This is a genomic window from Azonexus hydrophilus DSM 23864 (assembly GCF_000429605.1).
GTDB classification, from domain to species: Bacteria; Pseudomonadota; Gammaproteobacteria; order Burkholderiales; family Rhodocyclaceae; genus Azonexus; species Azonexus hydrophilus.
In genome coordinates, this window is sequence record NZ_AUCE01000012.1 from 147,582 (window position 1) to 159,766 (window position 12,185).

Genomic DNA, 12,185 nt, shown 5'->3' on the forward strand with positions numbered 1-12,185 from the left:
TCATTCGACTCCAAGTAGCAGTGCGTCGATACCGTCGCACAGGCAGTGGATGATCAGAAGATGCGTTTCCTGGATGCGCGCGGTGCGGTCGGCGGGGACGCACAGATGGATGTCGTCGTCGCGCAGCATGTCGCCGATCTCGCCGCCGCCCTTGCCGGTCAGCGCGATGATGCGCATGTCGTGTTCGTGGGCGGCCTTGATCGCTTCGATGACGTTGCCGGAATTGCCGGAGGTCGAGATGGCCAGCAGCACGTCGCCGGCGTGGCCGAGGGCGCGGACCTGGCGGGAAAAGACGTGGGCGAAGCCGTAATCGTTGCCGACTGCGGTCAGGATGGACGAGTCGGTGGTCAGGGCGATGGCCGCCAGTTCCTGGCGCTCGGCCTCGAAACGGCCGACCAGTTCAGCGGCGAAATGCTGGGCGTCGGCGGCCGAGCCGCCATTGCCGCAAGCCAGGATCTTGCTGCCGTTGAGCAGGCAGGCGGTCATCGTCTCGATGGCGGCGGCAATCGGTGCCGACATCGCATCGACGGCATTGAGCTTGGTCTGGGCGCTGTCTTCGAAATGCTGGGCGACGCGGGCAATCAAATCCATGGAACGGGGTCTTCGTGATGGGGAGTGCATGATTCTACATCACAGCTCGAGATAGACCTCGACGATGACGCGCCGCCACGGGTCGGGATGTTCGGTCAGGGTGGCGACACGCCCGCGCAGGCGCTCGCCCTTGTCCATCGCTGCCGACAGCGCCCGGTTCTGGACCCGGGGCAGATAGCCAAGCTGGTGGCCCTGCCAGTCGACGCGGATGGCGCGGGCATCGTGACGGTTGTCGGCTTCGCGGACCAGGTCCAGTTCGTCACCGACGCGGATCTGCGACCAGAAGGTGCCGAGCGCATAGTACTGGCTGCCGGCCAGCGGCGAGGCCTGGATCAGCAGGCGGATGGACTGCGCTTCGGCGACAGTTAGCCAGAGCGCGAGACTAAGCGTCGCCAGTAAACGCATCGCGTAGCCATTCCAGACGTTCGCCGTCGATCAGCACGCAGTCGAAGCGGCAGGCGCAATCGCCCCGCCAGGCCAGCCAGTGGCGGGCGGCGAGCACGATGCGGCGCCGCTTGGCGGCGGTGATGCTGGCGCCGGCGCCGCCGAAATCGCTGCGGCTGCGCTGGCGGACTTCGACGAAGACCAGCGTAGTGCGGTCGCGCATGATCAGGTCGATCTCGCCGCCGCGCACCCGGAAATTGCGCGCAACGAGGCGCAGGCCGCAGCCTTCGAGATACGTCGCGGCCAGTGTTTCGGCTTCGCGACCGCGCGCCACGGTGGTATCGTTGGTTTTTGTCCGCATCGCCAAAAATGACAAATGAATTGATTGCGGCATTGTACGTCGTGCCGACGCCGCTGGGGAACCTCGCCGATCTGACCCGCCGGGCTGAGGACGTCCTGCGCGCCGTGCCCTGGGTCGCCTGCGAGGACACCCGACACAGTGCGCCACTGCTCAAGCAGCTCGGCGCCCGCGCCAGAACCTTGCCGGCGCACCAGCACAACGAACACGAAGCGGCTGCCCGCATCGTCGACAAGCTGCAGGCCGGCGAAGCCGTTGCGCTGATTTCCGACGCCGGTACGCCGGGGATCTCCGACCCCGGCGCGCGCATCGTCGCCGCCGTCCGTGCTGCCGGTTGCCAGGTCGTGCCGCTGCCCGGCGCCTGCGCGGCGACCACTGCGCTGTCCGCCGCCGGCCTCACCGACGAGCACTTCCTGTTCTACGGTTTCCTGCCGAGCAAGGCCGGGCAGCGCCGGCAGGCGCTCGAAGCGCTGGTCGGGCATGCCTACGCGCTGGTCTTCTACGAGGCGCCGCACCGCGTGCTCGACACTGTCGCCGAGATGGCGGAAGTGTTTGGCGAACGCACGCTGGTGGTCGCCCGCGAACTGACCAAACTGTTTGAAAACATCGACGCCCTGCCGCTGAACGGCGCGCTCGAATGGTTCAAGGCCGACCCCAACCGCCAGCGCGGCGAGTTCGTCCTGATTGTTTCCGGCGCGCCCGCCGATGCCGCCAGCGGCGAAGGTGAGCGCGTACTCAAGCTGCTGCTCGACGAAGGCCTGGGCACCAAACAGGCGGCCAAGCTGGCGGCGGCGATCAGCGGCGAAGCGAAGAATGCGCTGTACGAGCGTGCCCTGGCGCTGAAAAGCTAGAATTACGGAAATTCACGAGAGAGACCTCCATGCAACAACTGACCCTGACCCGCCCCGACGACTGGCACCTCCACCTGCGCGACGGCGAAGCGCTGGCCGCCGTGCTGCCACATACCGCCCGCCAGTTCGGCCGGGCCATCGTCATGCCCAACCTCAAGCCGCCGGTGACCACGGTCGAGCTGGCCGCCGCCTACCGTGACCGCATCCTGGCCGCACTGCCGGCCGGCATGGCTTTCGAACCGCTGATGACGCTCTACCTCACCGACAACATGCAGCCGGCGGAGATCACCAAGGCGGCGGCGTCCGGCTTCGTCAAGGCGGTCAAGCTGTATCCGGCCGGTGCGACGACCAATTCCGATGCCGGTCTGACCGATATCCGCAAAGCCGACGCAACGCTCGCCGAAATGGAGCGGGTCGGCCTGCCGCTGCTGGTGCATGGCGAAGTCACCGATCCGGCGGTCGACCTGTTCGACCGCGAGAAGGTCTTCATCGACACCGTGCTGCTGCCGCTGACGCAGCGTTTCCCGAAGCTGAAGGTGGTGATGGAGCACATCACCACCAAGGACGCCGCCGAGTTCGTGGCGTCGTCCGCCGCCAACGTTGCGGCGACGATCACCGCCCACCACCTGCTCTACAACCGCAACGCCATCTTCCAGGGCGGCGTGCGCCCGCACTGGTACTGCCTGCCGGTACTCAAGCGTGAGACGCACCGCGAGGCACTGGTGGCGGCGGCGATTTCCGGCAATCCGAAATTCTTCCTCGGCACCGATTCGGCACCTCACGCCAAGGGCGCCAAGGAAGCTGCCTGCGGTTGTGCCGGCTGCTACACGGCCTATGCGGCGATCGAGTTGTATGCCGAAGCCTTCGAGAATGCCGGGGCGCTCGACAAGCTGGAAGCTTTTGCCAGCTTCAACGGTCCGGACTGGTACGGCCTGCCGCGCAATACCGACACGATCACCTTGATCAAGGAGACATGGACGGTGCCGGCGAGCTATCCTTATGTTTCGACCGACGACATCGTCCCGCTGCGTGCGGGCGAGTCGCTGACCTGGAAAATGCGCTGAGGAAAAAGATCATGCGTCTGCGTGCCCTGCTCACCCTGCTGCTGGCCATCCCCCTGCTGAATGCCTGTGTGGATGACCGCGCGGCGATGGACATCGACGGCACGCGTGAGCATTACCTGGCGCTGGTTCGCGAGCAGCCGCTGTTCTGGGACAAGAAGGTCAATCTCTGGCTGGTCGTCTCGCGCATGCCGGCCTGCCTGCGCCGGCACAGCCTGGGGGCCGGGACCGAGAACACGCGCGTGGAAATCTGGCAGGTGCCGTCGGGGGCGTTCATCGCCAAGGTCGGCAAGCGCATGTACGCGACCGAATCGCAGACCTGTACCGCCTGGGCCCGGCTGGACGAGGAACCGGCAGAGGGCATGGGCGAATTGCGCGGCGTTTTCCGCGTGCGCAACGGCGAACTCGTCTTTGCTGCCGAAACGCCCGAAGCGTCGGCCGACAAGGACGAGTGATGTCGCTCAGTGACGGCGGCGCGGCGGGGGCGGCGTGCTGCCGCTGCGCGTTTCCAGGTGACGGAAGGTGATCCGGCCCTTGGTCAGATCGTAAGGCGACAGCTCCAGGCTGACCTTGTCGCCGAGCAGGATGCGGATGTGGTGCTTCTTCATCTTGCCGGCGGTGTAAGCGATCATCTGGTGTCCATTTTCCAGCGTGACGCGAAAGCGTCCATCGGGCAGGACGTCTTCGACGACGCCCATCATTTCGAGTAGTTCTTCTTTGGCCATGTGTGCTGCTCCTTCAGAGATTGATTGGGGATTTCGCTTGCCGGTCGACCGTGGCATCGGTGGATAGGGCTTCGGGGCGGCGGCGCGGTATTTCCCACGGACGTCCGTTTTCGGTGATGGCGCTGATCGAGATCAGCGGCGGCGGCGAGCTGACGCTGCCAAAAATGGTGGCGTAGGACACGTCGGCGGCATCGCGGCCGGTGCCGATACGCACGAAACCCATCGGAATCGCGGTGCCCGACGGGTCGAAGATGTACCAGTGGCCATCGAGAAAGACTTCAACGTAGGCGTGAAAGTCGGTCGGTCCGAGCGCCGGGTCGGCGCCGTAGTCGATGCCGGTGGTGAACCGCGCCGGGATGCTGAGCGCGCGGCAGATGGCGATCATCAGATGGGCGAAGTCGCGGCAGACGCCGACGCGGTCGACCATCGTGTCGATCGCCGACGTCGTCGAACTGGTGCTGGCGGGGCGGAAGGCAACCTGGCGATTGACCCAGGCACAGATGGCTTCGACCCGACGATAGCCCTTGGGCAGGTGGCCGAATTCGGTCATGGCCAGCGTCGCCAGGCGGTCCGACTGGCAGTAGCGGCTGGGGTAAATGTAGGTCAGCGCCGACAGTGGCAGGCGGTCGACCGGCGTTTCGGGAATTTCGTCGGGGTTGCCGATGTGTTGGTCAATGTCGAGGATGGCCCGGTAGGCGACATGGAGCGGGCCGGTGGCGACGTTGAGGCGCAGAAAGCGGGCGCAGGTCTGCGGCTCGGTCTGGATCGCCGGGATGAGCTGCGGATTGATCTGCAGGTCTTCGCTGACGATGTGCTGACTGGCGGTCTGGGCGGCGTGGATGTTGAAAACGAAATCGGCGCCGGGGGAGTTCAGTGCGTAGTTGAGGTCGATCGCAAACTGTATGCGAACCATGCAATTCCAGAATGTGCAGCGCGTCGCGCAGGCCGGGTCAGGCTACGGAAACGGGCGGTGGGACGGCGCTATGCAACGGAGAAATGGGCGGTTCGGCTTACCGGGATCGCGCTAGGCGAGGGCGGCAGGGGGACAGCATTTGGCGCAGCAGAACGATGACGTTGACGCCAGCGTGGCGTCGTAAAGTGGCCGTATCTTACGCGCTGAGCCGGGCTTTGGCAAGAAAAACCCGGTAATTCAGGCGCTTGCCGAAGCCTCGGCAAGCGCCCGGGGGCTTCAGGCGGCGGCGTCGAGGGCGCTGACGCCAAGCCGGTTGATGCCGCTGATCAAGGCCTTGATCGACGCGGTGACGATGTTGCCGTCGATGCCGGCACCGTAGCATTCGCCGCGGCCGCTGGCGGCCATTTCGATGAAGGCGCAGGCGCGGGCGTTGCCGTCCTCGCCCATCGGCACCATCGAGCGCTCCTCGTAGCTGCGCACCTGGGCCTGGATGCCAGCGCTTGCCAGGGCGTGCATCGCCGCGTTGATCGGGCCGTTGCCCTCGCCGCTGAGCACGTGCGTGGTGCCGCCGATGTCGACAGTGAGGCGGATGCCCTGTTGCGGGCCGTGCTCGAACAGGTGGTGCTCGCGGTAGCGGATGCTGTCGCCGGCGTCGAGGTAGGCCTGGCTGAAAAGATTCCAGATGTCGTCGGCGCTCACTTCGCCGCCATGCGTGTCGGTGTGCTTCTGGACGACGCCGGAGAACTCGACCTGGAGGCGGCGCGGCATGACGATGCCGTGCTCGGTTTCCATCAGGTAGGCGATGCCGCCCTTGCCCGACTGGCTGTTGACGCGGATGACCGAGTCGTAGGAACGGCCGACGTCGGCCGGGTCGATCGGGAGATAGGGCACTGACCAGGTCTCATCCGCCTTTTGAGCGGCAAACCCCTTCTTGATGGCATCCTGGTGGGAGCCGGAGAAGGCCGTGAAAACGAGATCCCCGACGTATGGGTGGCGCGGATGGATCGGGAGCTGGGTGCAGTGTTCGTAAGTGCGGGCGACGGCGTTGATGTCGGAAAAGTCGAGCTGCGGATCGACGCCCTGGGTGTGCATGTTGAGTGCGAGCGTCACGAGATCGACGTTGCCGGTGCGCTCGCCATTGCCGAAGAGGCAGCCCTCGACGCGGTCGGCGCCGGCCATGAGCCCCAATTCGGCGGCGGCGACGGCGGTGCCGCGGTCGTTGTGCGGATGCAGGCTGATGATCACGCTGTCGCGGCGTTCGAGGTTGCGGTGCATCCACTCGATCTGGTCGGCGTAGATGTTGGGCGTGGCGATCTCGACCGTGGTCGGGAGGTTGAGGATGACCTTGTTGTCCGGCGTCGCGCCCCAGGCGGCGGTGACCGCGTCGCAGACTTCCTTGGCGAAGTCGAGTTCGGTGGCGGTGAACAATTCCGGGCTGTATTCGAGGGTGATCTTGGTTTCCGGCATCTGCTCGGCGAGCGACTTGATCAACTTGACCGCATCGACCGCCATGGTCACCACCTCGGCCTTGCTCATGCCGAAGACGAAGTCGCGGAAGCTCGGGCAGGTCGCGTTGTAGACATGGACGATGGCCTGCTTGGCGCCTTTCAAGGATTCGAAGGTGCGGCGGATGAGGTGTTCGCGCGCCTGGGTGAGGACTTCGATGGTGACGTCGTCCGGGATGTGCTTTTCCTCGATGAGCCGGCGGACGAAACCGAACTCGGTTTCCGAGGCCGACGGGAAGGCGATCTCGATCTGCTTGAAGCCGATCTGGCAGAGCGTCTTGAACATCTGCATCTTTTTGTCGGCGTTCATCGGCTCGAACAAGGCCTGGTTGCCGTCGCGCAGATCGGTGCTCATCCAGATTGGTGCTTGGTCAATGACACGGCTCGGCCACTGGCGGTCGATGAGGCCGACCGGCGGGAAGGACGTGTATTTGGACGATTTCTGCTGCGACATGGAGCGGCTCCGGAAAACTGTTGCGATGGCGAAATATTAAGCAAAAGCGCCCGGCAGGTGCTTGCGTTTTGTGGCATGATTTGCAACCAAATTGGCAGAAAATTGCGCGAATCAAAAATCATGGGCAATCAATTAACGATCGATCGTTACGACCGGCAAATTCTCGCCGTCCTGCAGCAGGATGGGCGGATCAGCAACCAGGAATTGGCCGACCGCATCGGCCTGTCGCCGTCGCCCTGCCTGCGCCGGGTGCGTACGCTGGAAGAGGCCGGGTTGATCGCCGGCTACCGCGCCCTGCTCGACGCAAAGAAGCTCGGCCTGACGCTGATGGCGCTGATCGGCATCTCGATGGACCAGCACACGCCGGAGCGCTTCGCCAACCTCGAAGCGGCGATCAGTGAAATCCCGGAAGTGCTCGAATGCCTGCTGATCACCGGCCAGCAGTCGGACTACCAGTTGAAGGTGGTGGTTCGCGACATGGACGCCTACCAGGATCTGCTGCTCAACAAGATCACCCGCATCCAGGGCGTCACCGGCGTGCACACCAGTTTCGTGCTGCGCAAGGTGGTCGACCGCACCGCGCTGCCGCTCGACTTCGCCTGATCGGGTCGGGTGACCCGTGAAACGGTGTTAGTCTCAGGGTTTCCCGCCAAGGACCGCCATGAGCAGCCCCGACAACGAACTCTGGCAGCAATCCTGGCGCGATGGCCGGATGGCTTTTCACCAGGCGGCAGTCAATCCGCTGCTCGCGCATTACTGGTCCAGCCTCGGCCTGCCGCCAGGGGGTACGGTTTTCGTGCCACTGTGCGGGCGCAGTCTCGATCTGGTCTGGCTGGCCGAACAGGGGCACCAGGTGATCGGCTGCGAATTGAGCCCGGTTGCCGTCAGAGATTTCTTCGGCCAACTGGGCCTGACGCCGACGCAGACAGCGCTCGGGCCGCTGACGCTGTGGCAGCACGGCGCCATCCGCATCTACTGCGGCGATTTTTTTGCGCTGACGCCAGAACATCTCGGTACCATCGCCGCCGTCTACGACCGCGCCGCACTGACTGCGCTGCCGGAAAGCGCGCGCTGCGACTATGTCGAACACCTGCGCCGGCTGACGCCGGAAAATTGCCCGGTTTTCCTGCTGACCGCAGAAGACCCGGAAGAAGGCGAAACCGACGACCGCTTTCCTGAAATCTCCAGCGAGATCACCCAGTTGTACCGCGCCCGCTTTGCCATTGATCTGGCGCATTCGGAGCGCCGCCTGGAAACCCGGCGCGAGGCCGACGGCAATCCACCGCAATGCATAGAATTACGCCTTTATCGCCTGCTGCCGTATTGAACGCTCTGCGGCGCGTATAATCCGCCCCGGAAAGTCGGCCAGGCAATCGCTGGACACGCAAGTGTCGGGAGGAAAGTCCGGGCTCCATTGGGCAGGATGCCAGCTAACGGCTGGGTGCTATAAGTCGCAAGACGAAGGCAACGGAAAGTGCAACAGAGAACAGACCGCCGATGGCCCCTGGGCTTTGACGCCGCTTGCGGCGGCAAAGTCCTTAAATGGGGCGGGGAAACCCGCACCATGGGCACAGGTAAGGGTGAAACGGCGAGGTAAGAGCTCACCGCGCTGACGGTAACGTTCAGCGGCTTGGTAAACCCCATCCGGAGCAAGACCAAATAGGGAAGCTGAGGCGTGGCCCGCGCTGCTTCCGGGTAGGTTGCTTGAGCCTGTCGGTGACGGCAGGCCTAGAGGAATGATTGCCGAACCTCGCAAGAGGGGAACAGAACCCGGCTTATCGGCCGGCTTTCCACCACTTACAATGCTGTCCATGAATCCCCTCATCGAATGGCCGGAGAACGGCCAGACCCGCCGCGCCCGCTGGCGCTCAGAAGCCGGCCTGGCGCCGCCGCAGTTGCTGGAAGTTGTCGACGACAGCCTGACCGCCGATGCGGCGTTTGCTGCCCTGCGTGACGGTTGTGCCTTGCTCTGGCGCGGCGACTGGATGAATGGCCGGCGACTGATACAGGAACTGACTCGCCGCGCCGACCGCCATTTCGCTTTCAAGGCGGGTGACGAGCGCAGTTTTGCTGCGCACCGCCAGCGTCAGGGGCAGCGTGCCGCTTTGCTCGCCCGTCTGCTGGTGCCGCTTGGCCCCGATTACAAGCTGCCGCTGCGTCGTGCCCAGGATGTTCGGCCGGCCTGCCGCGAAGCCTGGGGCAAGCCCGACGGCAGCAACAGCGTGCTTGCGCTGCGCGAACTGCTGGCGGTGATCAGCGCCCATGAATGGCGCAAGAAAGGCGTGCCAGTGGCCGCCGTCGGCGGCAGCATCCACCCGCATTACGGGGTTTTCTCGCCGGTGCGCGGCGAGTACGTTGATCTGGTTGCGCAGGCGCCGCTGCCGCCGGGTTGCGATCTGGCTTTTGACATCGGCACGGGTTCCGGCGTCCTCGCCGCCGTGCTCGCCCGTCGTGGCCTCAATGTCGTCGCCACCGACATGGCGCCGCGGGCGCTGGTCTGCGCCACGGAAAATATCGAAAGACTCGGCCTGACTGAGAAAGTCAGCGTCGTCGAAGCCGATCTCTTTCCCGATGGCCGGGCGCCGCTGGTTGTCTGCAATCCGCCGTGGTTGCCGGCACAGCCGAGCTCGCCGGTTGAATACGCGGTCTACGATCCCGATTCGCACATGCTGCGCGGCTTCCTCGACGGACTGCCGGCACACCTGGCGCCAGGCGGCGAGGGCTGGCTGATCATGTCGGATCTTGCCGAACACCTCGGTCTGCGCAGTCGCGAGGACTTGCTGCACTGGATCGATCAGGCCGGCCTGTGCGTGCTCGGCCGCATCGATACCCGGCCGACGCATGGTAAGGCGCAGGACCGCAGCGATCCGCTGCACGCCGCGCGGGCGCGGGAAATCACTTCCCTGTGGCGGCTCGCCGCGCAATGAAAAACGGCCGACTGAGCAGTCGGCCGTTCGCTTCGGGCAGGCAGCCGGTCAGCTACGGATCAGGTGATCGAAGGCGCTGAGCGAAGCCGTCGCCCCCGCGCCCATGGCGATGATGATCTGCTTGTACGGCACCGTCGTGCAGTCGCCGGCGGCGAATACGCCGGGGACCGAGGTGTGACCCTTGGCGTCGATGACGATCTCGCCGAACTTCGACAACTCGACCGTCTCCTTGAGCCAGTCAGTATTCGGCAACAGGCCGATCTGGACGAAGATGCCTTCGAGTTCGACGCGCTTTTCCTCACCGCTGACGCGATCCTTGTACACCAGCCCGTTGACCTTCTGGCCGTCGCCGGTGACTTCGGTGGTTTGCGCCGACTTGATCACGGTGACGTTGGCCAGGCTGTACAGCTTCTTCTGCAGCACGGCGTCGGCGCGCAGCGCGTCGCCGAATTCGAGCAGGGTGACGTGGCCGACGATGCCGGCCAGATCGATCGCCGCTTCAACGCCGGAGTTGCCGCCGCCGATCACCGCCACACGCTTGCCCTTGAACAACGGGCCGTCGCAGTGCGGGCAGAAGCATACGCCCTTGGCCTTGTATTCCTTCTCGCCGGGCACGTTCATTTCGCGCCAGCGGGCGCCGGTGGCCAGGATCACCGACTTCGACTTGAGCGACGCGCCGTTCTCCAGTTGCACTTCGACCAGACCGCCTTCTTCGGCCGCCGGGATCAGCTTGGCGGCGCGCTGCAGGTTCATCACGTCGACCTCGTAGGCCTTGACGTGCTGCTCCAGCGCGGCGACCAGCTTCGGTCCTTCGGTTTCCTTGACCGAGATGAAGTTTTCGATGCCCAGCGTATCCATCACCTGCCCGCCGAAACGCTCGGCCAGCACGCCGGTGCGGATGCCCTTACGGGCGGCGTAGATGGCCGCGGCCGAACCAGCCGGACCACCACCGACGACGAGCACGTCGAAGGCTGCCTTGGCGGCCAGTTCTTCGGCGGCGCGGGCGGCGGCACCGGTATCGACCTTGGCCAGGATTTCCTCGATCAGCATGCGCCCGGCACCGAACTCCTCGCCGTTCAGGTAGGTCGTCGGCACGGCCATGATTTGCAGTTCATTGACCCGGTCCTGGAACAGTGCGCCATCGATCATCGTGCTGGTGACGTTCGGGTTGAGCACGGCCATCAGGTTGAGCGCCTGAACGACGTCCGGGCAGTTGTGGCAGGACAGCGAGATGAAGGTCTCGAAATTGAAATGGCCTTCCAGGCCCTTGATCTGGTCGATGACCGCCTGCTCGACCTTGGGCGGATGACCGCCGGTCTGCAGCAGGGCCAGCACCAGCGAGGTGAATTCGTGGCCCATCGGCAGGCCGGCGAAGCGGATCCGCGGCGCTTCGCCGGGAATGCCGACGGCGAAGGACGGGCACAGCTGACTGCCGTTGTCTTCGCGCAGGCTGACCTTGGCCGAGCAGTCGAGGATGTCGTTGAGCAGGGCGCGCATTTCGGCGCTCTTGGCGCTGTCGTCCAGCGTGGCGACCAGCTCGATCGGGCGTTGCAGGCGTTCGAGGTAGGCCTTCAACTGGCCCTTGATGGCGGCGTCGAGCATGGTGTTCTCCCTGATTCGTATTTTATGGACTGCACTGGAAAGCAGCCGGGTGGCTGCTTTGCGGTGAAATCCGCGCCGCGCCCGGAGGCGCGGCGGGTTTTCGTGGGGCTTGGCTTAGATCTTGCCGACCAGGTCCAGGGACGGAGCCAGGGTCTTCTCGCCTTCCTTCCACTTGGCCGGGCAGACTTCAGCCGGGTGGGCGGCGACGTACTGGGCAGCCTTCAGCTTGCGCAGGGTTTCGGCAACATCGCGAGCGATGGCGTTGTCGTGCACTTCCATGGTCTTGATCACGCCGTCCGGGTTGATCACGAAGGTGCCGCGCAGGGCCAGGCCGGCTTCCGGGATGTGCACGCCGAAAGCGTTGGTCAGCTGGTGCGTCGGGTCGCCGACGAGCGGGAACTGGGCCTTGCCGACGGCCGGCGAGGTTTCGTGCCAGACCTTGTGCGAGAAATGCGTATCGGTGGTGACGATGTAGACTTCAGCGCCGGCCTTCTGGAACTCGGCGTAGTTGTTGGCAGCGTCTTCGATTTCGGTCGGGCAGTTGAAGGTGAAGGCTGCCGGCATGAAAATCAGGACGGACCACTTGCCCTGCAGGCTGGCTTCGGTCACTTCGATGAACTTGCCATTGTGGAAAGCCTGGGCCTTGAACGGTTGAACTTGCGTGTTGATGAGCGACATTCGGTTTCTCCTGTGTGGGTTGGGTTTTGCAACGGAAGCAATATTAGGATGGCAAACCTTATTGATCCAATTGATTGCTTAAATATGGTACATAGTTGAGGGCTATTTTTGTCAATCGTTAAGGCAACTGCGGATT

General features: G+C 64.4%; 14 protein-coding genes and 1 other RNA gene. 7 read left to right on the forward strand and 8 right to left on the reverse strand.

Annotation, left to right across the window (positions count from 1 at the left end):
• From G471_RS0104725 to G471_RS0104735, 3 genes are read right to left on the reverse strand one after another with little or no spacing between them, the layout of a single operon-like run.
• Positions 1–591: a phosphoheptose isomerase gene (locus tag G471_RS0104725; RefSeq protein WP_028994315.1), complete on the reverse strand. Its 591-nt coding sequence runs from the start codon at positions 589–591 to the stop codon at positions 1–3.
• Between the two features lie 39 nt (positions 592–630).
• Entirely contained in the window at positions 631–996 is a 366-nt protein-coding gene (locus G471_RS0104730) for an HIRAN domain-containing protein (RefSeq protein ID WP_028994316.1), read from the reverse strand.
• Complete coding sequence (locus G471_RS0104735; RefSeq protein WP_342663993.1) at positions 974–1,309, reverse strand: YraN family protein; 336 nt, start codon at positions 1,307–1,309, stop codon at positions 974–976. Before G471_RS0104735 ends, G471_RS0104730 begins: the two co-directional genes overlap by 23 nt.
• 35 nt (positions 1,310–1,344) lie before the next feature.
• On the opposite strand from G471_RS0104735, the gene rsmI reads away from it, so the two are divergent.
• From rsmI to G471_RS18255, 3 genes are read left to right on the forward strand one after another with little or no spacing between them, the layout of a single operon-like run.
• A complete protein-coding gene (rsmI, locus tag G471_RS0104740) occupies positions 1,345–2,184 on the forward strand; it encodes a 16S rRNA (cytidine(1402)-2'-O)-methyltransferase (protein ID WP_051295292.1) in 840 nt (279 codons plus the stop codon).
• A 29-nt stretch (positions 2,185–2,213) separates the two neighbouring features.
• Positions 2,214–3,248 (forward strand): dihydroorotase, encoded by a 1,035-nt coding sequence (pyrC, locus tag G471_RS0104745; RefSeq protein ID WP_028994318.1) that lies wholly within the window; start codon positions 2,214–2,216, stop codon positions 3,246–3,248.
• 11 nt (positions 3,249–3,259) lie between these two features.
• Positions 3,260–3,700, forward strand: coding sequence for a hypothetical protein (locus tag G471_RS18255; protein ID WP_051295293.1), 441 nt, complete (start codon positions 3,260–3,262; stop codon positions 3,698–3,700).
• A gap of 6 nt (positions 3,701–3,706) precedes the next feature.
• Here the strand turns inward: G471_RS18255 and infA are convergent, their stop codons facing one another.
• The 3 genes from infA to leuA form a co-directional block, all read right to left on the reverse strand.
• The gene (infA, locus tag G471_RS0104755; RefSeq protein WP_028994319.1) at positions 3,707–3,970 is read right to left on the reverse strand and encodes a translation initiation factor IF-1; all 264 of its coding nucleotides are present in this window, start codon (positions 3,968–3,970) and stop codon (positions 3,707–3,709) included.
• Positions 3,971–3,983: 13 nt separating this feature from the next.
• Positions 3,984–4,883, reverse strand: coding sequence for a transglutaminase-like domain-containing protein (locus tag G471_RS0104760; RefSeq protein ID WP_028994320.1), 900 nt, complete (start codon positions 4,881–4,883; stop codon positions 3,984–3,986).
• 276 nt (positions 4,884–5,159) lie between these two features.
• Positions 5,160–6,842: a 2-isopropylmalate synthase gene (gene leuA / locus G471_RS0104765; protein ID WP_028994321.1), complete on the reverse strand. Its 1,683-nt coding sequence runs from the start codon at positions 6,840–6,842 to the stop codon at positions 5,160–5,162.
• A 120-nt stretch (positions 6,843–6,962) separates the two neighbouring features.
• On the opposite strand from leuA, the gene G471_RS0104770 reads away from it, so the two are divergent.
• The 4 genes from G471_RS0104770 to G471_RS0104780 all read left to right on the forward strand — a co-directional run bounded on the left by G471_RS0104770 (position 6,963) and on the right by G471_RS0104780 (position 9,769).
• Positions 6,963–7,445 carry an Lrp/AsnC family transcriptional regulator gene (locus tag G471_RS0104770; RefSeq protein WP_028994322.1) on the forward strand — a complete coding sequence of 161 codons (483 nt, stop codon included), beginning with the start codon at positions 6,963–6,965 and terminating at the stop codon, positions 7,443–7,445.
• A gap of 58 nt (positions 7,446–7,503) precedes the next feature.
• A complete protein-coding gene (locus tag G471_RS0104775; RefSeq protein ID WP_028994323.1) occupies positions 7,504–8,169 on the forward strand; it encodes a thiopurine S-methyltransferase in 666 nt (221 codons plus the stop codon).
• Positions 8,170–8,199: 30 nt separating this feature from the next.
• Positions 8,200–8,636: RNase P RNA component class A (rnpB, locus tag G471_RS18290), an RNA gene on the forward strand.
• A gap of 17 nt (positions 8,637–8,653) precedes the next feature.
• Positions 8,654–9,769, forward strand: a complete 1,116-nt coding sequence (locus G471_RS0104780; protein ID WP_043421021.1) for a methyltransferase — start codon at positions 8,654–8,656, stop codon at positions 9,767–9,769.
• A 48-nt stretch (positions 9,770–9,817) separates the two neighbouring features.
• On the opposite strand, the gene ahpF is transcribed toward G471_RS0104780, so the two are convergent.
• Both ahpF and ahpC read right to left on the reverse strand, forming a co-directional pair.
• Positions 9,818–11,371, reverse strand: a complete 1,554-nt coding sequence (gene ahpF, locus G471_RS0104785) for an alkyl hydroperoxide reductase subunit F (protein WP_028994325.1) — start codon at positions 11,369–11,371, stop codon at positions 9,818–9,820.
• A 114-nt stretch (positions 11,372–11,485) separates the two neighbouring features.
• Positions 11,486–12,049: an alkyl hydroperoxide reductase subunit C gene (gene ahpC / locus G471_RS0104790; RefSeq protein ID WP_028994326.1), complete on the reverse strand. Its 564-nt coding sequence runs from the start codon at positions 12,047–12,049 to the stop codon at positions 11,486–11,488.
• Between the last annotated feature and the right edge of the window lie 136 nt (positions 12,050–12,185).